We start from the raw sequence: 22342 nt of genomic DNA, 5'->3' as shown, positions 1-22342 counted from the left end.
TGTTTTTATTTTTTTCTGGATTTTAGAATATCTGGTAACAAAAAAGAATACCCTCCGTCTGTTTATCGAAGGTATTATTTTTAGAGTCATAAACCCTAAACGGTTTACTCTGACTATCAGAACCGGTATTTCTTACTATAATTGTGGCTTTATTGGGGTCTTTGTTATCGATTTTATCAAATATTCCCCAATCGTATAAATCAAACTTCCCACCCCATTCATTATATAGAGAATAAAAATCTGTGGGATTGTCAGGATCATATGCTTCTTTATCTGAATAGAAATCTCCCTTTGTTGAGTTTGAGGAATTATCAATGCAAGTAATATTGGGGCTGGGACTTAAGTAATGTGTATATTGTGGGTTAATGTCTGACACATTATTAATAGTAATTTCATACTTGTATAATTTAATCTCTCCGCTTTTCATTGTTACTTTTGTATTTATTTCAGCAGTTCCATAGGCATTAAATTGTATTGCTCCGCTTTTTTTATCACCAAAGGTTAACATTGCTTTTCCATATGGTGATTGGTTTTTATCTGCCGGTAAGCTATAAACAATATCGGTAATTTTCTTATCATCATAAAAAGAACCAGAATTTTCTGTCTCTCTTAATTCCCCTCGCAGCGAAGGAAAAATAGTGTGTGGATGATCCTTTCCACCTGTATTATCGAAATATTTAAATATTGCTGTATTATTTTTATTATAAACATATAGTACCGCAGGTTTCGGAACAGGACTAAATGCCACTTGTTCATCTGCATCATTCTTTACATCAGTACCATCTGGTTCAGTCATTTTTAATGTTACTTTGACCTTTTCAACACCGACCGAACTTTTTAATTTTGCATATAAATATCCATTCCCATCTGTTTTAAATTTATCCTTCTCGTTTGTGGGATCTGTCGGTGAATAAGCTTCAGGCTGAGGGAATTTAGTGTTCTCGATTTTGTCATGGTCGTGTATCCACTCCACATTTTTGAACGTATAATGAGGAATAGGCTCTGTCGTCCCTTTTTTTACTATCAATGCCTTGTAGTGATATTCTTTTGTACCATTACCTTGTAATGGATTGTTTTCATCAAAGTCCGTCACTTTAACCCAGGAAATATCGAATTCCGGCGGGGGCTCAACAAAATTCATCATATCTGAACATGTCGGCAAAGCCAGTTTTCTACCGTCGATATCAATACAAGCTTTCACTTGCTGTGCCTTACTGCTAACGACATTCGCTTTCAGCGTGCCATCATTGGGGTTCACTGATTGGGTGCTATCTGTTGATGGCGATAAGGTTGCACCTATCGCCTCTGTACCATTCTGGTTTTGAGGTTTAGACCACCTGAACCTAATACCTTGCCCTTTATAGGCTGTCTTATTTTTTTCACGCCATGCAGTTGCAGTGAGAGAATATTTTTCCTGCCCGCCAATAGTGACATCATGATCTTTTGGTGCCGTCTCTATGGTAATTTCCGGCCAACTAAAATTAATTTTCTCCTTTGATTCTCCTTGACTGGATTGACCAGTAACAGAAGCTATAACGACAATATTTGAAGCCTCAGTAGGACTGGTTAATGTTGCCGTTACTATCCCATCACCATTGGTTTTCTCTGAAGAAGGCGTCAATTCAAGGTTAACATGATCTTTAACCTGCCAATTTACTATTTTACCTGTTACGCCTTGACCAGCCACATCGGTGACTGTTGCTGTACAGGTGTAGGTTTCAGTGACTAATACAGGGTGTTCCCCATTAGCTTTACAGAGCACATTAATATTTTCAGACTTAATCGAAACCGGATCGGCGATAACGGCAGCCTGGTGTTCAATAGCCAGTGAAACCTTCACACCATTTAATGGCGCTGAGCTATCCAGTGTGGCGATTAATTCCCCTTTTTCATTTGTCTCTGTTTTTTGTGTTGTTAACTTAACATCCTGCCCTTTATCGTCTTTTGCTTGCCATATCACTCCATCGATAGGCTGGCTAATCACCTTGTTCTTCTGGCGATCAATAACAGTCGCTTTGAAGGTATAGAATTTTCCATCACCAACTGTCAGAGGGCCTTTGGGGTCAACGGTAAGGCCATCCTTAATATGGTAACTGGCTGTATCCGCGATAAAATCAACAGGGGTAGCTAAACTGGGGGGTTGCTGATTTTCAACAGAAAGCGAAACGATAACATTATCGACAACCGCTATACTGCTTAGTTTTGCCGTGAGTGTTCCACCAGGCCCCGTGCTATCAACCCCATTTTTAAAAGTGAAATTAAGCCCCTGGATATCATTGTTTTTATCCCAGTGAATGTTGGAAATTTTCTGACCTTCAGGCAAAGCATTTCCGCTTTGATCGACGATATAGGCTGTATAAGTGTAAATATTTTGAGTATTTGCGATTAACGGACTTTGATTATCAACCATAATGCGATCAACACGATATTCTTTCGGATCAGCAACAAAAGAAACCGCTTCGGCTGAAGCCGATTCCTTGTTTTCAATCGAAAGTGTCACCACAACATCTTTTAATGGCGTTTTACTGCTTAATGTTGCCTTTAATTTCCCGTTATCCGTCTTCACCGTACCTGTTGGAGCTTCGACAGAAATATCCTTAATTTCCTCACCCGCTAAATTTTTGCCGACAGCACTCCATCTCACATTATCAACTTTGTCGGCCGCTAAGCCGCCATCAATGATAATGTCTGCTGTATAAGTATATTTTTGTGTACCATCCGCTACCAGTGCTTTTTTGGGATCAGGCATCACACTCAATTTATTGTCTTTTATTTTGTAGTGGGGTTGCTTTTTATTAAACGTCACTGAACCTATTTTTTGCTGTGGAGCACCGTCTAGCTGTATATAAACATCGACTTTGTCATGTGGTTTTTTACTGATTAAAATATTAGGCGTTAATTGCCCTTTTTCATCGGATAATTCACCTTTTTCATTTGTTTGGGCAGGTTTATTATTCCATAGAAACTTTAAACCTGAGTCAGTGCCTAAAGCCGGCTCAGTTGTCCAGGAAACCTTATCGATTCTGGCATTCTTAACAAATTTTCCGGATGGTGAACCTTCATAAGTAATAATGGGAGCGTTAAATGTATATCCATTTTCTTTTTCACCCGTTGCTACTGATGATTCAGGTGAGATGATATTCACTTTTCCCTCTATGATAAAAGGCAAAACCTTCATAGGAACCTGAGTAAGTTTTGTCTTTACCTGACCATCTGTCATATATTCTAATAATATATCAAGCAGGTAATCATTTTTATGGTTTTCTTGATAGCTGGGGAGAGTAATAACAATACTCTGACCTGATTCAGAAGAAAGTTTACCATTGTTCTGTAGAAATGCTTTATCTGTAACAAGCCAGCGAACTTTTTTAATCTCAACATGAGAGGGGAGTGGGACATTAATTGGTATCTCTTGATGTCCATATCCAACAATAGGCTCTAGTGCGATCAATACTTCTTGTTCTCTTTTTAAGTGATCTAAAATAATATGGTTATTTCTTTCTACTAGATCATAACGGCTACCCGCTAATGTCCGCATTGAAGCGACATTAGCGGGTGATAATTGAATACTAAAGGGAGCCCCAAATTTATAATTCAAGTTTGCCAAAAACTGTGTTTCAGTATGGCCACTTTCTCCTTGTTTATAGTCCACACTCATAGTGAATAGTGGGATCGGGGTATAAGTCAGGCCTAATTTAGCCAGGCTGGGGTTTTTCTGTTTGGTGTCACGGTTAAATAAAGTTACATTATCACCAAAATATTGCTCATAGGTGAGTTTCATTCCCAGATTAGGGTAAGCAGGAAAGAAAAACTCCCCATTAATATCATAACCGTTGGCGGAGCGTTCATAATAATCTTGAAAGTTTCGTGATTTTTGCCAATCACTTAAACGATAATAGGTATTAGCTGAAAGTTTAATATAGTCGCCCCAAATTTCTCCTCCCAGCCCCAAACGTTGGTTTTTTCCAGTAAAGTCGTGATCATAAAACGTATTTAAGCCATACATCCAATTCTGATAAAAATAGCGACCACCTAAACCCAGATTCATGGTATTTCGGCTATCTTTGTTACGATAACCCAATTGGGAAAAGAACAGCCAATCTGCTTTGTTATCGTAAAGTGGTAGTAGTATATCGAGTGAGTTATCTTTCAGCGTCCATTTCCTATCTAGCCCAAAGTTAATTCTGGCAGTACCAAACTGCGATAACCATTTTTGAGTTTCTGAAGATAGGGAGCTATTAAATTTACCCAAAGCATAGGATTTTGCTTGTTTCGCGAGTTCTGAAGGGGAAGAAGATAAAATATGACTGACTGTTTGGACATTGCTAACAATAGTATGTGGGGAGCTAAGCGCCGAGGTATCATTAGTTTTTTGTAAATGAGTATACAGCTTATCATCAGCTCCAGCTAAAGCGTTAATCACTGTAGAAGGAATAAATAATGCATAGAAGAAAATAAACAAGCTAATGATTTTTCTAGTATATGATAACATATATAGGCGCCTCAAGAATTTTATATCAACTGATATATTCACTTAATTTTTCATCTTTTAAATAACCCATTTATTCCCGTCTATAACTTTAGTAATAAAATTAAAATTAGCATCATTTAAAATAGTTATCACTTAAACAGCAGAATATGCTGGATTTGTTCCTCTACTCAATGAGATAGCGGTTTGAATATACTGATATTTACTTTAATGATAGCCGTGTTGCTTTTATTATTACATAAAAATTCCAATAACAAAAAGTTATCAATTGATAATTTTTTATCATTTGTTTTTGGATTTTTGTCTGTTTATTCTAACACAGCATTAAAAAAACAATTTTTTAGTGATAATAACATTGAGTTTCTATTTTGTTAAATTGGGAATATTCACATCAAAAATAATTAATTTAATAGATTTATCTTCACTGAAATAGAAAAATACATTAGCCATTAATTATAACTAATATTAATTAAAACATGAGGTGATAACATGCCAGATCAGAACAATAAAATGGAAATAGCAATTCTGCATAATGCAGATTTAGTCATTGGTCAGTATGTTAGTTTTGTTGTCACATTAACTTCGGATGAAGCGATTTTTCCATTGAAAAAATAGTCATAAAAAATATGAAAAATCATTTCCATTAAAATATTTAAGTATATTTAATGAATAATGATATATCAATATATAAAACCATCATAATATTTTTTGATTTCAAAAATTGATTTTTTAAAAGGTTTTTTTATGAATAACAAAAGTAAAAATACTTTATTTACACCTAAATTTCCTCAAGGAAATTTAAGTGGCGTAATTAATATTTCCGATATTATAGCAATGAAAACTAAGTATATAGTTATGCAGGTGAATAAATATGAAGATGCAGAGCTATTGGATAAAATAGAAGGGGAGATTTATTTAAAAGATAATGTGAACACTAAGGTAAAAAGTGTTACTTATCATGTTACATCAGATGAAGAATTAGAATATGATTTTTATTTCTTATTGTTTCATGTTAATGAAATGGAGATATCTGGATTATGTGAAGCCAAATATACGGTAACAGATTTAAATGGTAATCATCTTGATTCGCCAACATCAAATATCACTATTATAGGGGATAATGACATGAATAATGCAGACAATGCAATAATTTTTCTTGATGCCAAAGATTCCAAATTAAGTTTACACACAATAAACCTTAAAGAAGGTGTTAGGCTTCGTGCTAAATTTAAAGATCTTGTGGTTGGTGATACTATAATAATAGAGGCTAAGTTTTTGAGAGAAGATGGTACAGAATTAGTAATTATACATTCTGATAATATAGATTTAGAGTCGGATGCAATAAATGATGGGCATAAGGATCATACAATTAAAACAAATCAAGTTAATTTTTTAGAAGTGAAAAATATTGTTGCAAAATTCACTGTTATGAATAAGAAAATAAACGAAAATCCTACACAAATTTCCATTATAAATGATTTGGATACTGTAAACATTAAAGTGCAAACAACCAAAAACATTGGCATCCCCCTGAGTGACAATCTCGATATAAAGCCTTTTTTAACCGCAGTAATATATACTGGCTCAAATAACAGTCCAATAAATGCTCGACTAACAAATGCTAAATTTATTGATGGTACATCTGATGCAGTGGTAGATAAGATCGATGAAAATGGTGTAGCTTATCTTCATATCTATAGTGATGATATTACTAAAAATAGTGTGTTAATTCTTAACTATGAAGATCCGGTTATTTCCCATAAAGTTCCTTTGGATTTTGGTAATTGGATATCATCTTCAGGGCAAGAACTCTTTTATACCTATAGTTCTTATGGTGTCGCTGATGGTACTTGTCAATGTCTACTTCTTATTAAAATCTTATCAAAGGACATTACAGATATTACAGTGAGTTTCGATAGTCCTGATATTAAAATTAATGGTTCGAATAATACTTTAGAAATAGCTAATCCTGATAGTAGCAAGATATTAGTTTATGAATTGACATCCATGAAAGCTGTTCGATCTAGTTTTACTATTAATGTTAGTGGTATTTCTATGGATCAAATTAGAAATACTATTGTTTTTGTCGACCCTCTTACATTTTGAGTAGAATAATATGAATATTTCAGTGAAATTTTTTCGATCTTATCAACTCTATCAAGGAAGATCTGCTATTGATATTCAGCTTTTAGTCCATGAAGGATTCATTGAGATTGCTGAATTAGACTTGGTTCTTGAATGCTCATTAGGTAGCTTTGTTGTTAATGGTCAGGATACAGGCCAGAAAAAATTGTCTTGTTCCACAGATGGCATAGGAGAAATTTCTGTTTCGATCGTCGGCTCAGAAATAGGGGGTGATGGCCAGTTAACTGTCTCCCTTCAAGAGAATGGTAGACAAATTGGTGTACAACCCTACCATCTCAACGCTACGGCATTTTATACACTTAACTTTGATTTTATTCATGTTATTGATGACTATGCAATGGCTGATGGTATGCAAAGTAATAAAGTCCAAGCGACGCTTACCGGAACCGGTTCAGGGGTAAATCTCGCCAATCGTAAGTTGGATTTAAGTGTTACAGGCTCAGCTTCTTTTGAGCAAGACTGTATTGTTCAGACCACTTCTATACATACTGACGCATCAGGAAATGTGAGTTTTGAACTTTATAACACAAATAAAAACGGTGAAACGGTAACACTCACTGGTTTCTTGGATGTTAGCAAAACAGCTCATGCGACTCAACAAATCCATTTTCAACCTAATCTGGACTGTGAAGATTTTCCCCCTGCTGATGGAAAATATATTAGAACAATTTTTACTTATGCCATTAATAATCAACAGTATCTTTTGCGTCAGAGTAAATGTAACCATTTAGTGACTGTATATCAACTGGTGGCAGGCGGAAAGCAGAGCGGTCAAACTTCCACTGGGCAAAAGTGGGTAAATTTTTATGATTTAATGTTTCCTTTTGTGCTTGGGAAAGAGCAATATATTTTTGGGTTAGCCAAGAATTTTATTAATACGTCAAAAAATACATATAATTCCTATTGGATAATTGCAAAACTAGATGAAAAAGGACACAAAGAAGTCATAGATAGTGGCTATTGGGATAGTGATTATGATGTCGGATTTGCTTATAAAACAGGTGGAGGGCAATTTATTTATCTCCATAGTAAAGGTAAAGATAATAAAGGAAAATTTCCTTATATTATACGAGAAATACTTCCAAATGGAAAAATGGGAACAATAATAGAACAAGGTGGCTGGGATAATTTCTACGGGGCAACATTTTTCTTTTCAATGGAAGGGAAAGAATATATATACATCCATACTAGCGATAATCGGGCAGTTTTTACTTATGAATTAAATGAAAATGGAAAGATAGGTAACTTAGCCTACTCTAATACTTGGGCATATTATTACTACCCGCAGTTTCCATATTCTATTGGAAATACTTATTATTACGCAGGACAAAGATTCTACGATAATTATTGGTTTGTCAGTTACCTATATAATGAAGGTGTGCCCGATCGAATAAATGAACATGACGATCTATGGAGTAGGAGTTATCAATATATGGTTCCATTCTCCATTGATGGGCACCAATATTTTTTAAGGCAGGATCAAAGTAAAGACCATTGGTTTATTACAGAAATTCTTGCTGATACTAGCATGGGAAGTGACACTGATGGGAGATTGTAACCTCTAAAAACTCTCAACACAAAAAATAAGATCAATTTTGCACTCACCAATAAATGACCTTATTGTGTATCCGTCATTTCGCAGCTATATCTGTAATATGCTGATTTTAAATGATTTATGTGAAATTTGATCACTTGTTAATTTTTAATTAAAACAATAAATTACGAATGCGGTGCGGAATGTCGAGTGCCAGACTTTTTCATGCGTTTTCAAGGGGAAAATAAATTCATCGCTTTTTTTAGCAAGATCCCTGATAGCAGCGTTAATCGCTAAGTGTTGTATCTCATAAGGCGTTTTACCTTTCAAGCCATCGGTGTGGTCTGTGATAGTTGTAAAACGCCTCTCATTCGCCAATTTGATTGTTAAATTTGTTATTGTTTTCAGTATTAGCCGTGTCGGTTTTAGCCTTTTCCACTTGGGGAGCGCTAATTATGGTGGTATCCGTTGGTGCTTCACTTCCCTCGGCTTTCTCGCGGTTGGCTTTTGCCCTCAGGTATCCCTCCAGGCTCAAATAGTAGCGTCGAATATTTTCAACGTAGCGATAAGCTTCATAGCCACGGGCATAACCATATGTCGTATTAGCGTAGTATTTTTTCTTGCTGAGCAGGGGAAGACGCGCTTTAACATCCAGCCAACTGTCCGGATTACCTTTTTGCGCCGCGGTTAATTTACGGGCATCAAGAAGGTGTCCATATCCCATGTTGTAAGCTGCAAGAGCAAACCAAATGCGCTCATCTTCAGGAATGGTTTTTGGCAAACGCTCCATCAGATAGTTCAGGTAAGCCATTCCACCTTTGACACTCTCTTCTGGATCCAGCCGATCGTGAACTCCAGCCCATTCGGCTGTCGGCCGCGTGAGCATCATCAAACCACGCACGCCAGTAGGTGAAGTGGCTTGTGGCTCCCAATGTGACTCTTGCCATGCAATAGCGGCCACTAATTGCCAATCAAGCGCTCCCGCGTATGCTTGAAAAATTGGCTGATAGGTTGGTAAGAGATTATTAATGGCGCGAATAAAGGAAATCGTATCGAAGTAATCGAATGAACCGATATGGCTGAAATATTTTTCTTGTAGCCGCGACATGATACCGTTTTCCGTCAACATACTGAAAAAATCGAGCATAGCGGAGTAGAGACTATAATCACTATTACGTTTTAAATACCAGGTCAGCGGATTCTCTTCACTGACATCAAACGCAACCGCCAAATTTGGGTGAATACGCTGTTGCAAGGCTAAACTGAGAGAGTCACTGATTGTATAGTCGATTTTTCCCTCAGAGAGTTGTTCGAGCAATTGCTGCGTATTTTGGTGTGGCGTTTCTTGCCAAGTGAGTTCAGGATAAGATGTTTCTTTCCACCTTTTCAGTTCGCTTACATGGGCTGAACCGGCCGTGACGATGAGTTTGCCTTTGAGATCACCAAACGAATGTGGACGTGTCGTTCCCTTACGATAAACCAGTTGTTGTATGACTGAAGCGTAGGCAGGGCCAGTGCGTGTTTGATTCAGCCTGTCTTTATTGTAGATAAGCCCGGCAGCCAGAAAGTCGGCTTTATCGTTTTCCAGATCGTCAAAAAGTTGCTTAATGTTGGGACGAAACTTAATGATAAGTTTAACCCCCAGATAATCGGCAAACCGCTTGATTAGCTCATAGTCGAATCCTGTTGGTTCGTTTTTGCTGTTAAGAGAGAGCAGGGGAGAGTTGATGGTACTAACCCGTAGCTCTCCTCGTGCCAGGATTTTGTTTATCTGCTCCTGCTGTTTATTGGGCCAATTGATGTTAAGGCCGATGATGGCAGCAGAGAGGAGCGCGATAATTACGATAACAAAATAATTTATCTTTATGTTATTCAAATAGTTATCTCTTTGCAGAACGATTAGGAACCGTGCGAAGTACAAGATAATAGCATGGTTAAATTTCCAGTAATCAAAGATTTTGCGTAACAAAAAGAGGATGTGCAACCCTATTAAACCCATTTTGGCACTTTATTGAATGTATCGCAGGGTGGATAAATAACCACGCAAACGGTTTCGTCAGAGGAAACATTCCTCTATAATGCTTGCAGTTTCCCCTGAGGCATCAGTCAGGCTTTGCTTCTAAGATGAGAGAACCTATTATTATGGAAATTCTGCGTGGCTCACCCGCTTTATCGGCATTTCGTATCACTAAGCTCCTTTCCCAGTGTCAAGATCAACATCTCCCTGTTACCGACATTTATGCAGAATATGTGCATTTTGCAGAAGTTAGTGCCCCAATCATGCAAAATGAGCGAGAGAAATTAAATAACCTATTAAAATATGGTCCCTCTTTGGCCGAACTTGAGCCTAAAGGACAACTAATATTAGTCACACCTCGTCCAGGCACGATATCCCCTTGGTCATCGAAAGCGACAGACATTGCCCACAATTGTGGACTGAACCAGATTGTTCGTTTAGAAAGGGGGATTGCTTATTATATTCAGGGTATTGGCATGGATGATGGGCACTGGCAAACGTTGTCGGCATTATTGCACGATCGCATGATGGAAAGTGTGTTCACTCAGTTTGAACAAGCCGAAGCCCTGTTTTCTCATCAGCAACCTGCGCCGTTAAAACAGATTGATATCTTGCAATCGGGACGGGCAGCACTGGAATCGGCAAATATTGAACTAGGGCTGGCTCTGGCTACAGATGAAATTGATTATTTGATGAGCGCTTTTCAGGCGTTGGGACGCAATCCAACAGATGTTGAGCTGTATATGTTTGCACAGGCAAATTCTGAGCATTGTCGCCATAAAATATTCAATGCAGATTGGGTTATTGATGGTCAGGATCAACCCAAGTCTTTGTTCAAAATGATCAAAAACACGTTTGAACAGACGCCAGATTATGTGCTTTCTGCTTATAAGGATAACGCGGCGGTTATGGAGGGTTCTCCGGTTGGCCGCTTTTTCCCTGACGCTGCAACCGGTGTTTATGATTACCATCAAGAACCTGCTCATATCTTAATGAAAGTGGAAACCCATAACCATCCAACCGCAATTTCGCCTTGGCCTGGTGCGGCAACGGGTTCAGGTGGCGAAATTCGTGATGAAGGTGCAACCGGACGGGGAGCTAAACCGAAAGCCGGATTGGTCGGTTTTTCAGTTTCAAACCTGAGAATTCCAGGGTTTGAACAGCCGTGGGAAGAGGATTTTGGTAAACCTGATCGTATTGTCAGTGCGTTGGATATCATGCTGGAAGGTCCATTAGGAGGCGCGGCCTTCAATAATGAATTTGGGCGTCCGGCATTGCTAGGGTATTTCAGAACCTATGAAGAACAAGTCTCTTCCCATAACGGTACAGAGCTGCGTGGTTATCACAAGCCCATCATGCTGGCAGGTGGGATCGGGAATATCCGTGAAGAACATATCCAGAAAGGAGATATTCCGGTTGGCGCAAAATTGATTGTGCTGGGCGGACCAAGCATGAATATCGGTTTAGGGGGCGGGGCGGCATCGTCGATGACATCGGGTCAGTCTGATGCTGACCTGGATTTTGCCTCTGTGCAGCGTGACAATGCGGAGATGGAGCGCCGTTGTCAGGAAGTTATCGACAGTTGTTGGCAATTGGGCGATCAAAATCCGATTTTATTTATCCATGATGTTGGGGCGGGTGGTTTGTCAAATGCCATGCCTGAATTGGTCAGTGATGGCGGCCGAGGCGGGCGTTTTGAGTTACGCAATATTCTTAATGATGAACCTGGCATGAGCCCATTGCAGTTATGGTGTAATGAATCCCAGGAACGTTATGTTTTGGCGGTAGCACCAGAACAGTTAGCCCTGTTTGAAGAAATATGTCGTCGTGAACGTGCTCCTTATGCGGTGGTTGGGGAAGCAACGGAAGAACGGCACTTGCTGCTGAATGACAGCCATTTTGATAATCAGCCAATCGATATGCCGCTGGATGTCTTGCTCGGTAAGACGCCAAAAATGCTGAAAAATGTACAGGTTTTGCAAGCTCAAGGGCAAAGTTTGGATCGCAAGGGCATTGAGTTGGCAGAAGCAGTAAAACGTGTCTTGCATTTGCCTGCCGTGGCAGAAAAAACATTCCTGATTACGATTGGCGATCGTTCCATAACCGGTATGGTCGCCCGTGACCAAATGGTTGGTCCTTGGCAAATTCCAGTCGCAGATTGTGCTGTGACTACTGCCAGCTTGGACAGCTATTATGGCGAAGCCATGTCAATGGGCGAGCGGGCGCCGATTGCATTATTGGATTTTGCGGCATCGGCACGTATGGCGGTGGGTGAAGCACTGACCAATATCGCCTGCGCCTATGTACAAGATTTGAAACGCGTGAAATTATCCGCTAACTGGATGTCGGCATCAGGCCATGCTGGTGAAGATGCAGGTTTATATGCCGCGGTTAAGGCCGTCGGTGAGGAATTGTGCCCAGCATTGGGATTGACTATTCCAGTTGGCAAGGATTCGATGTCAATGAAAACCCGCTGGCGTCAAAATGGGGAAGTGCGCGAAATGACTTCACCACTTTCATTAGCTATCAGTGCCTTTGCGCGAGTAGAAGATGTGCGCCGTACCGTGACGCCAGAGTTATCTACAGAAGATAACAATGCATTGCTGCTGATCGATCTGGGTAAAGGGCAAAATGCGCTGGGCGGAACGGCATTGGCTCAGGTTTATCGCCAACTTGGGGATAAAACCGCCGATGTTCGCAGCGTTGAGCAATTAGCGGGTTTCTTTAATGCGATCCAACATTTGGTTTCAGAACAAAAATTGCTGGCTTACCATGACCGTTCGGATGGCGGGCTATTGGTAACATTGGCTGAAATGGCTTTTGCCGGCCATTGCGGATTACATGCCGATATCAGTGCATTTGATGAAGATATCCTGGCCGCATTATTTAATGAAGAACTGGGTGCGGTAATTCAAATTCGTGAAACTGACAGAGAGCAAATTGAAAACCTGTTGGCAGATTATGGATTAAATGAATGTGTGCACTATCTGGGCAAGGCTCAGGCGGGTGATGATTTTGTGATTTCCAGTGGCAATATGGAAGTTTATCGTCAGAAGCGCAGTACATTGCGCTTATGGTGGGCAGAAACAACGTGGCAAATGCAGCGTCTGCGTGATAATCCTGAGTGCGCCGATCAAGAACATCAGGCAAAACAGGATGTGAATGATCCTGGCTTGAATGTGAAATTAACTTTCGACCCCGCGGAAGATATTGCGGCTTGCTATATTGCAAAACAAGTGCGTCCGCGCGTTGCGGTATTGCGTGAACAGGGCGTTAACTCTCATGTTGAGATGGCGGCAGCATTCCACCGAGCAGGCTTTGAGGCAGTCGATGTTCATATGAGTGACTTATTGGCGGGGCGGATCACATTAGATCAATTCCAAACATTAGTTGCTTGTGGGGGCTTCTCCTATGGGGATGTGCTTGGTGCGGGTGAAGGTTGGGCGAAATCCATTCTGTTTAATTCACGGGTACGTGATGATTTTGCCAGTTTCTTCGCAAGGCCAGATACCTTAACACTTGGTGTGTGTAACGGTTGTCAGATGATATCTAATCTGCATGAATTGATCCCTGGCACAGAACACTGGCCGCGTTTTGTCCGTAACCGTTCAGAACGCTATGAAGCCCGTTTTAGCTTAGTGGAAGTGGCAAACAGCCCTTCACTGTTCCTGAAAGATATGGTGGGTTCTCGCTTACCAATCGCAGTAGCTCATGGTGAAGGGCAGGTGGAGTTTAGAAACAACCTGAGTTTGATGGAGCTTGAAAAGCATCAGCAAGTCGCATTGCGTTTTGTGGATAACTACGGTTCAGTGACAGAAAATTATCCAGCGAACCCGAATGGTTCCGTGAACGGTATTACTTCAGTGACCAGCCTTGACGGCAGGGTCACGGTGATGATGCCTCATCCAGAAAGGGTATTCCGCACTGTTAGCCACTCTTGGCATCCTAAAGAATGGGGAGAAGATAGCCCGTGGATGCGTATTTTCCGTAATGCACGCAAACAGTTAGGTTAACAGTTAAGTTAATAGAAAAGGCTCTGAAAATTCATCAGGGCCTTTATTTTTTATAATTATTGCCTCTGACACTGTCTCTATATCACGACAATAGTGTTTATGATGTCTCAAAAAGGAGACATTTAATTGATTGATATAAATTGGAAAATATTTTTTCATGGCAAGGTGTCATAAATAGGCGACACTAATACTCATCAAATAGGAAGAAATACCGATAATAAAATGCAATGACTATACATTTTTATTTATTTTTAGTAATATCAATGAATTAAAAATTATTTTTCGATTTGGCACGTAATGTGCATAGTACTGTATAGTTGCTCATTCACCTTTTTATGTCGGCCCGCAATGAGGTGGAAACATGCCACATAAAGCCCAGAATGACGCCGAAGTAAGGTGCCTACCGTCCAACTTAATGATACTCGCCTTCGGGCCTTATCAAACACAGGGCGACACGTGGAGTGAGGCACCGCCTACATGTTCATCGAATAACATGAAGGTTCCTCACGGGCGGGATGGTAAAAAAGTTACTGTCCCGCCATCATTATTGCTGGTTATTCCTGCCTACCGTGTTTATGTATGCACCCGCATAGCTGCTAATTGCTTATTATTTCAATTATCCACTATTTCAACTATTATTCTGACCATTTTCGATAAGAAGATAAAAGTAACTGTAGCATCAATATCATTACAGGTTATGAGATGATTTCTTTGAAAAAATGGCGTTTATTTCCACGCTCATTGCGCCAATTAGTTGTCATGGCTTTCTGGCTGGTGTTATTGCCACTATTAGTTTTGGCTTATCAGGCTTATCAAAGTCTTGATCAACTTAGTAATCAAGCGGCTGAGATTAATCGCTCAACGCTGGCGGATGCTCGCCGTAGCGAAGCGATGGTTGGCGTAGCGCTTGAAATGGAACGCAGTTACCGCCAATACTGTGTATTAGGCGACAGTCGGCTAGAAAAACTTTATCAACGTCAATATCGGCAGTACATGAATATGCTCGGTAATCAGATGGCAATGTTGGCTAATGCGGAGTATACGAAGACATTTAACGAATTACTGTCAGGTTTGAGCAAGATTTCGTGTAGTAATGGCGCACCAGAAGCGGCTTCATCTAAATTACTTGAAGAATTCTCCAGGGCGAATAATCTCCTGGTACAGGAAATGCGTAATATTATTTTCAGTCGTGGTGAACAACTGCAAAAAGATATCGCTGATAAAGGACAATTTTTCGGTTGGCAAAGTCTCATTCTATTCTTGTTAAGTGCCTTCCTGATAACCTTGTTTACACGTATGATCATTGGGCCAGTAAAAGGCATTGAGCGAATGATTAATCGGCTCGGCAAAGGACAATCTTTGGAACAACAGATTGATGCCTTTAAAGGGCCACGGGAATTGCGTTCATTGGCCCAACGTATTATTTGGCTAAGTGAGCGTTTATCCTGGCTGGAGTCTCAGCGCCATGAATTTTTACGCCATATTTCCCATGAACTGAAAACCCCTCTGGCAAGTATGCGTGAAGGAACGGAGCTATTGGCTGACGAAATTGCAGGACCTCTGACGGCTGACCAAAAAGAAGTGGTCAGTATTTTGGACAGTAGTAGTAAGCATTTACAGCAGCTCATTGAGCAATTACTGGAATATAACCGTAAATTAGCGGATGGTGCTGCCGAACATCAGATCGTTGCTTTAAAAGAAATTGTGGATGGTGTCGTGTTATCCCATCAATTGCCGGCACGGGCAAAAAATATTCATACAGAAATTCAATTGGATATGGATTATTGTTGGGCGGAGCCTGGCTTATTGACACGGGTGATTGATAATCTCTACTCCAATGCAGTGCACTATGGCGCTGAATCCGGTAACATTTGGATTTCTAGTCGGCAAGTGGGGAAAAACCTTCAAATTGACATTGCCAATACAGGAACGCCTATCCCAGAATCAGAAAAGAGTATGATCTTCGAGCCATTTTACCAAGGAAAACTACAACGAAAAGGGGCAGTGAAAGGAAGTGGCCTTGGCTTGAGTATCGCGCAAGATTGCATTAAACAGATGCAGGGAGAGCTTTGCCTGGTAGACTCTGACTTTGCTGACGTATGTTTTCGAATCGACCTGCCATTAACCGCAGAGAATGACTAAATAATATGTATAACAGGTTTACCTACCGCTTTATGACGGAGACAGGACAGCAAAATATTGTGACTAAGCCAATGAAAAAAACGGCTATTAGGCCATCTATCTTGGCACGTGCTTCAACTCTGCGCTTGCGGGCCATATTGCTATTGTTTGTTCCCTATTTGCTGGCAGGATGCGTTAAAACCAGTGATTCAGACAATTTGGCAACTCTGGCGCAGTCTATCCTGCCAGAACCGAATGTTACGGATTATCGTCTTAAGGATTGTGATTCAATCTGGGATATCACGAAACCCGCAGCGATGGAAAACGGGCTTTATTGGTTGAGGTTTATTGATTGCACGGATCGGTTGTCTTCGACAGACGCTCGTGAGACAGCGAAACGGTTTACCTCGGATACGCCGGCTGACTGGCATCAAGTACTTAAGCAAAGTATTTTAATTGGCAGGGCGACTTCTGTATTAACTGAACGTCGGAAAATGGTGGAAAATTTTAATCGGTATAGTGCCCAATTTCCTGCCGCTTTGCGGCCATTACTCCAATTGTGGCGTGGGCAGCAATATCTGAAAATTAATCTTGCTGAAGAAAAAGCTAAATTCCAGCGCTTCCAGTTTGACAGCGATAATAAAATTGATCGCTTAAAAGAAATACAAGCACGTTTAGAATATGAGCTTCATTCCATGTCCCGCAAACTGGAAAACCTGACCGATATTGAACGCCAACTTTCCTCCCGTAAACAAGAACAAAGTAGTGTTGCTACTCCTAACACGGACACGGCATCGGATAATAAAGCAGAACCGAAAAACAAATCCGCAACAGACGCGGATACTAAAGCGGAAGCCAATCCTTCAGAAGAAAAATCAGAAGAAAAAGGAGCTGAATAATAATGACAGTACGCAATTCCGCCCATCTTCTTTTAGTTGATGATGATCCTGGCTTGCTCAAATTATTGGGAATGCGTTTGACCAGCGAAGGGTTTCGTGTCACGACCGCAGAGAGTGGCTATGAAGCATTACGCATACTGGCGAGAGAGAAAGTAGATTTAGTGATCAGTGACTTACGCATGGATGAAATGGATGGTATGGCACTGTTTGTGGAGATTCAGAAACAGTATCCCGGTATGCCTGTTATTATCCTGACTGCACATGGCTCTATTCCTGATGCCGTGGCAGCAACGCAGCAAGGTGTATTTAGTTTCCTGACCAAGCCGGTCGATCGTGACGCCCTTTATAAAGCTATTGATAATGCGCTGGAACTCTCAACACCAGCTATTGATGGGCAATGGAGTGAGAAAATCGTCACCCGCAGCCCTCTGATGCTGCGTTTATTGGAGCAGGCCAAGATGGTGGCTCAATCCGATGTGAGTGTGCTGATTAACGGGCAAAGTGGAACGGGTAAAGAGGTACTGGCTCAGGCTATTCATCGGGCAAGTCCCAGAGTGAAGAAACCTTTTATTGCTATTAACTGTGGTGCCTTACCTGAGCAATTGCTTGAATCTGAATTATTTGGTCATGCCAAAGGTGCATTTACGGGTGCTGTCAGCAGCCGAGAAGGGTTATTTTTAGCGGCGCAAGGAGGAACATTATTCCTTGATGAGATCGGTGATATGCCGATGGCGTTGCAAGTTAAGCTCTTGAGAGTGCTACAGGAGCGTAAGATTCGCCCACTAGGGAGTAATCGGGATATCGATATTGATGTCAGAATTATTTCTGCCACTCACCGTGACCTGCCTAAGGCTATGCAGCGTAATGAGTTTCGGGAAGATCTCTACTATCGATTAAACGTCGTGAATTTGAAAATTCCGGCCTTGAATGAACGTGCAGAAGATATTCCTCTATTAGCTAATCATCTGTTACGTGACGCTGCCAAACGCCATAAACCTTTTGTTCGTAGCTTTTCTACCACGGCCATGAAATGCCTGATGGCAGCCAGTTGGCCGGGCAATGTACGTCAATTAGTCAATGTCATTGAACAGTGTGTAGCATTGACGATGGCGCCGGTCATTAGTGATGCTCTGGTTACGCAGGCACTGGAAGGGGAAAATACGGCATTGCCGACATTCGTAGAAGCCCGTGGGCAGTTCGAACTGAATTATCTGCGTAAATTATTACAGATAACCAAAGGTAATGTGACCCATGCTGCCCGCATAGCAGGGCGTAACCGGACAGAATTTTATAAGTTGTTGGCACGCCACGAGCTGGATGCTAACGATTTTAAGGAATAACTTTTCTGCTACTCCAGAAATTCTTACACTAAGTAGAAATTATATACCCCGCTAAGTTGCAGATTGCTAAATACAGGGTATAGAAATTGAATTGCTTTGCTGCTGACATCCAGCAAAGAAGATAGATGATTTATGGCCCAGGAGAGCCGCATTCTATGAGTCGTACTCTTAATATCGCTCTTGCCCAATTAAATTGGTTGGTAGGAGACATTGAAGGCAACAGCGAACGTATGTTGCAGACAGTTCGGGAGCAGCAGGAAAAAGGCGCTGATCTGGTTATGTTTTCTGAGCTGGCGCTGTCTGGCTATTTTCCTGAGGATTTGTTGTTCCGCCCTGATTTACATCAGCGTTGCCGTGAACAATTGGTACGTTTGCAACAAGCCAGCGCTCAGGTTGGTATTTTGGTAGGGCATCCGTGGCAACAGGATGGCAAACTCTACAACGCGCTTTCCCTGTTTTGGCAAGGAGAAATTGTGGCGCGTTATTTCAAACAGCTATTGCCAAATTATGGTGTTTTTGATGAAGAGCGTTATTTCAAAGCGGGCGATCAAAACTGTGTTATACCATTTAAGGGTTATAACCTCGGTTTATTGATTTGTGAAGATTTGTGGTTTGACGCCCCAATTGATGCCCTGAAACAGGCTGGTGCAGAAATCATCTTGTCGATTAACGCTTCTCCTTATAACCGTGAAAAACCGAATATCCGCAGTACATTAATTGAGTCTCACAGCCAACGTACTCATCTGCCAATTATCTATCTTAATCAGGTGGGCGGGCAAGATCAGCTCATCTTTGATGGTTGTTCTAAGGTCTTTGATGCCAATGGTGAAATAACCCATCGCATGGCGGCATTTGAGGAACAGGTTGAGCAATGCCGTTTCAATGAGATGAAGATTGAACCAATGGCAAATCCGAACCCTCAATTGCCTCCTTTGGCGCAAGTTTATAAGGCGTTAGTACTTTCTGTACGTGATTATGTTCAGAAAAACGGTTTTAAAGGCGCTTTGCTTGGTTTGTCTGGTGGGATTGACTCAGGGCTGACATTGGCGATTGCTGTGGATGCTTTGGGGAAAGAGTACGTGCAGGCGGTTATGATGCCATTCCGCTATACCTCAGAAATGAGTATCCACGATGCCAGAGAACAAGCCGAATTGCTGGGCGTTGAATTTGACGTTGTCTCCATCGAACCTATGTTTGATGCGTTTATGGCTCAGCTTGAACCCATGTTCGCGGGAACAGAAAAAGATACGACAGAAGAGAATTTACAGGCACGTTGCCGCGCCGTTATTTTGATGGCAATGTCTAACAAGCGTCGTCGTCTGGTATTGACCACCAGTAACAAAAGTGAATCAGCAGTAGGGTACTCAACCTTGTACGGCGATATGGCGGGTGGTTTTAATGCATTGAAAGATGTGCCTAAAACGATGGTATTTGCATTGGCTAAATATCGTAATACCGTATCTCAGGCTATTCCTCAGCGTGTGATTGATCGACCACCATCAGCGGAGTTGGCACCAAATCAACTGGATCAGGACAGCCTGCCTCCGTATGACATGCTGGATGCTATTCTCGAAGGGTATGTTGAAAAAGATAAATCAGTGGCTGATCTGGTATCTGACGGTTTTGATGAAGCCATTGTGCGCAAGGTGATCCGACTGGTTGACATCAATGAATATAAACGTCGCCAGGCACCTATTGGCCCACGCATTACGCAGCGTGATTTTGGTAAAGACCGACGCTACCCGATTACCTCCGGTTTCGGGCGTAAGAACTGGTAATAACAGGAAGACTTCATGAAAAAGATTGATGCAATTATCAAACCCTTCAAGCTGGATGACGTGCGTGAAGCTCTGGCTGAAGTGGGTATCACTGGTATGACCGTGACAGAAGTAAAAGGATTTGGCCGTCAGAAAGGACATACTGAACTGTATCGCGGCGCAGAATATATGGTGGATTTTCTGCCAAAGGTAAAAATAGAAATTGTCGTACCGGATGATATTGTTGATACCTGCGTCGAAACAATCATGCAGGTTGCACAAACAGGCAAAATTGGTGATGGTAAAATTTTTGTTTTCGATGTTGCCCGTGTTGTGCGTATCCGTACTGGTGAGCAGGACGAAGAAGCGATTTAATCAACTCACTGAAATCACCTGAAAAAAGTGATAACGGAAATATTATCAGTTATCCCACAGCCTGATGGGAGATGGCGTGTGGGAATGTCCGATTTTTAGGCCGTTATCACTTGTCCTGTGTATTACGTAAGCCGTATTAAATAACTTTATGTGGGCCAAAACATTCATAATGAATATGTTGCTCATCAATGCCCATTGCCAGTAACTGCCTGGCGATATTTTGCATGAAAGCCACTGGCCCACAGAAATAGAATTGCATCCCTTCTACCACTATTGCTTCCTGCATGAGGGATAGATCCATAAGCCCAGTATGTTGGTAATGTATGCCTTTCTGATCTGTGTCTCTGGGCTCACGATACCAAACTTGTGAATACAAATTAGGCATAGATTGGGAAATTTCATTTACCTTATTTACAAAAGCATGATGGCCGCCATGTTCTGCGGCATGGAACCAGTTTATTGAGCCCGCGTGATTCTGGTTATGCAGATGTTGCAGCATACTCATCATTGGAGTCAAACCAACTCCGGCAGAAATCAGTGTGACTGGCGTATCAGATTGCACATCAAGGAAGAAATCACCGCGTGGTGCTGCCAGCATCACAATATCCCCTTCCTGTACCTTATCGTGCATGTGGTTGGAAACTTTGCCCTCGGATTCACGTTTAATGGCAATTTGGTAACTGGTTCCATTTGGTGCGGCGGTCAGGGAATATTGACGGATTTCACGGTTATCAAATGCGGCATCTTCTATATAAATTGCCAAATATTGCCCAGGCTTATAATCCATGACCTTGCCACCATCAACCGGCTCAAACTCAAAGCTAGTGATGACTTCACTTTGTGGTTGTTTCCGGCTAACACGGAACGGACGTAGATCGCGCCAACCTCCTTGCAGGGATTCACCGCTTTGATAAATTTCCTCTTCCCGATTGATAAAGACATTTGCCAATACGTTATAGGCTTTTCCCCAAGCGTTGAGAACTTCGTCATCAGGATGAAACATTTCGTCAATCGTTGCCAACAGGTGCTTACCTACAATCTGATAATGCTCAGGTTTAATGTTAAGGCTGGTGTGTTTATGGGCGATTTTTTCTACGGCAGGTAGGAGTGCTGACAGATTATCGATATTGCCCGCATAAGCGCAAAGGGCATTGAACAGTGCTTCACGTTGATCACCGTTAATCTGGTGACTCATATTAAAAATATCTTTTAATTCAGGATGATGTTTGAACATACGTTCATAAAAATGCGTAGTTAGTTTAGGGCCTGTAGAAACAATTAATGGAATGGTCGATTTTATGGTTGCGATAACCTGACTATCTAGCATGGGGTTCTCCTGAATTTTTCTCACATAACGCTGAAATTTATAAGTTGTATTTTAAATGCAACTTATAGGGTTTGGGAATATATCAAGTTGAGAAAAGATAATTATGTTTCCTTATATCAAAAAAATAGAATTTTCATTAGAATGAACCGCGAGCAGGATCACAAATATCAGCAATAAATCCGTAATTATTAGCGAAACAGTAGGTTATTTAGCTTCTGACAGGCTACCAATGCGTTATGCAAACGTTTGCGTAATTTATTTTGTCAAGACTATCTCATTCGATAAAAAGAGTTTACACTGTGTGCCATTCTGGCCCTCAGGGGTA

General features: G+C 41.0%; 12 protein-coding genes. 9 read left to right on the top strand and 3 right to left on the bottom strand.

Annotation, left to right across the window (positions count from 1 at the left end):
* Window positions 1-22 precede the first annotated feature (22 nt).
* Window positions 23-4492, bottom strand: a complete 4470-nt coding sequence (locus Xedl_RS07530) for an inverse autotransporter beta domain-containing protein (protein WP_074023206.1) — start codon at window positions 4490-4492, stop codon at window positions 23-25.
* Between the two features lie 486 nt (window positions 4493-4978).
* Here Xedl_RS07530 and Xedl_RS35635 point away from each other — a divergent pair, with 486 nt between their 5' ends.
* From Xedl_RS35635 to Xedl_RS07520, 3 genes are all read left to right on the top strand, one after another.
* Window positions 4979-5104: a hypothetical protein gene (locus Xedl_RS35635; protein WP_279625353.1), complete on the top strand. Its 126-nt coding sequence runs from the start codon at window positions 4979-4981 to the stop codon at window positions 5102-5104.
* A 129-nt stretch (window positions 5105-5233) separates the two neighbouring features.
* Entirely contained in the window at window positions 5234-6595 is a 1362-nt protein-coding gene (locus tag Xedl_RS07525; RefSeq protein ID WP_074023205.1) for a hypothetical protein, read from the top strand.
* A gap of 10 nt (window positions 6596-6605) precedes the next feature.
* Window positions 6606-8192, top strand: a complete 1587-nt coding sequence (locus Xedl_RS07520; RefSeq protein ID WP_074023204.1) for an Ig-like domain-containing protein — start codon at window positions 6606-6608, stop codon at window positions 8190-8192.
* A gap of 343 nt (window positions 8193-8535) precedes the next feature.
* Here Xedl_RS07520 and mltF read toward each other — a convergent pair whose 3' ends face one another.
* Window positions 8536-10044, bottom strand: coding sequence for a membrane-bound lytic murein transglycosylase MltF (mltF, locus tag Xedl_RS07515; protein WP_074023230.1), 1509 nt, complete (start codon window positions 10042-10044; stop codon window positions 8536-8538).
* Between the two features lie 266 nt (window positions 10045-10310).
* Here mltF and purL point away from each other — a divergent pair, with 266 nt between their 5' ends.
* The 6 genes from purL (at window position 10311) to glnB (ending at window position 20690) form a co-directional block, all read left to right on the top strand.
* Window positions 10311-14198 (top strand): phosphoribosylformylglycinamidine synthase, encoded by a 3888-nt coding sequence (purL, locus tag Xedl_RS07510; protein ID WP_074023203.1) that lies wholly within the window; start codon window positions 10311-10313, stop codon window positions 14196-14198.
* A 702-nt stretch (window positions 14199-14900) separates the two neighbouring features.
* Window positions 14901-16340, top strand: a complete 1440-nt coding sequence (locus Xedl_RS07500; RefSeq protein WP_074023201.1) for a sensor histidine kinase — start codon at window positions 14901-14903, stop codon at window positions 16338-16340.
* Window positions 16341-16345: 5 nt separating this feature from the next.
* On the top strand, window positions 16346-17218 hold the full coding sequence (gene qseG, locus Xedl_RS07495) for a two-component system QseEF-associated lipoprotein QseG (RefSeq protein ID WP_074023200.1): 873 nt from the start codon (window positions 16346-16348) through the stop codon (window positions 17216-17218).
* Window positions 17219-17220: 2 nt separating this feature from the next.
* Window positions 17221-18558 (top strand): two-component system response regulator GlrR, encoded by a 1338-nt coding sequence (gene glrR, locus Xedl_RS07490; RefSeq protein ID WP_074023199.1) that lies wholly within the window; start codon window positions 17221-17223, stop codon window positions 18556-18558.
* 155 nt (window positions 18559-18713) lie between these two features.
* Complete coding sequence (locus tag Xedl_RS07485; protein ID WP_074023198.1) at window positions 18714-20336, top strand: NAD+ synthase; 1623 nt, start codon at window positions 18714-18716, stop codon at window positions 20334-20336.
* Between the two features lie 15 nt (window positions 20337-20351).
* Window positions 20352-20690 carry a nitrogen regulatory protein P-II gene (gene glnB, locus Xedl_RS07480; protein ID WP_045971762.1) on the top strand — a complete coding sequence of 113 codons (339 nt, stop codon included), beginning with the start codon at window positions 20352-20354 and terminating at the stop codon, window positions 20688-20690.
* Window positions 20691-20826: 136 nt separating this feature from the next.
* Here glnB and hmpA read toward each other — a convergent pair whose 3' ends face one another.
* A complete protein-coding gene (gene hmpA / locus Xedl_RS07475; protein WP_074023197.1) occupies window positions 20827-22017 on the bottom strand; it encodes an NO-inducible flavohemoprotein in 1191 nt (396 codons plus the stop codon).
* Window positions 22018-22342 lie beyond the last annotated feature (325 nt).

It is taken from the genome of Xenorhabdus eapokensis (assembly GCF_001908105.1).
The sequence above is the reverse complement of the archived record's forward strand: the minus strand, read 5'-3'. Positions and strand labels throughout refer to the sequence as shown.

Bases quoted from the DNA above. Each gene is read 5' to 3' on its own strand.
- qseG (WP_074023200.1), top strand. From the start codon at position 16,346: ATGTATAACAGGTTTACCTACCGCTTTATGACGGAGACAGGACAGCAA.
- Xedl_RS07500 (WP_074023201.1), top strand. From the start codon at position 14,901: ATGATTTCTTTGAAAAAATGGCGTTTATTTCCACGCTCATTGCGCCAA.
- glnB (WP_045971762.1), top strand. From the start codon at position 20,352: ATGAAAAAGATTGATGCAATTATCAAACCCTTCAAGCTGGATGACGTG.
- Xedl_RS07520 (WP_074023204.1), top strand. From the start codon at position 6,606: ATGAATATTTCAGTGAAATTTTTTCGATCTTATCAACTCTATCAAGGA.
- glrR (WP_074023199.1), top strand. From the start codon at position 17,221: ATGACAGTACGCAATTCCGCCCATCTTCTTTTAGTTGATGATGATCCT.
- purL (WP_074023203.1), top strand. From the start codon at position 10,311: ATGGAAATTCTGCGTGGCTCACCCGCTTTATCGGCATTTCGTATCACT.
- Xedl_RS07525 (WP_074023205.1), top strand. From the start codon at position 5,234: ATGAATAACAAAAGTAAAAATACTTTATTTACACCTAAATTTCCTCAA.
- Xedl_RS07485 (WP_074023198.1), top strand. From the start codon at position 18,714: ATGAGTCGTACTCTTAATATCGCTCTTGCCCAATTAAATTGGTTGGTA.
- Xedl_RS35635 (WP_279625353.1), top strand. From the start codon at position 4,979: ATGCCAGATCAGAACAATAAAATGGAAATAGCAATTCTGCATAATGCA.
- hmpA (WP_074023197.1), bottom strand. From the start codon at position 22,017: ATGCTAGATAGTCAGGTTATCGCAACCATAAAATCGACCATTCCATTA.
- Xedl_RS07530 (WP_074023206.1), bottom strand. From the start codon at position 4,492: ATGTTATCATATACTAGAAAAATCATTAGCTTGTTTATTTTCTTCTAT.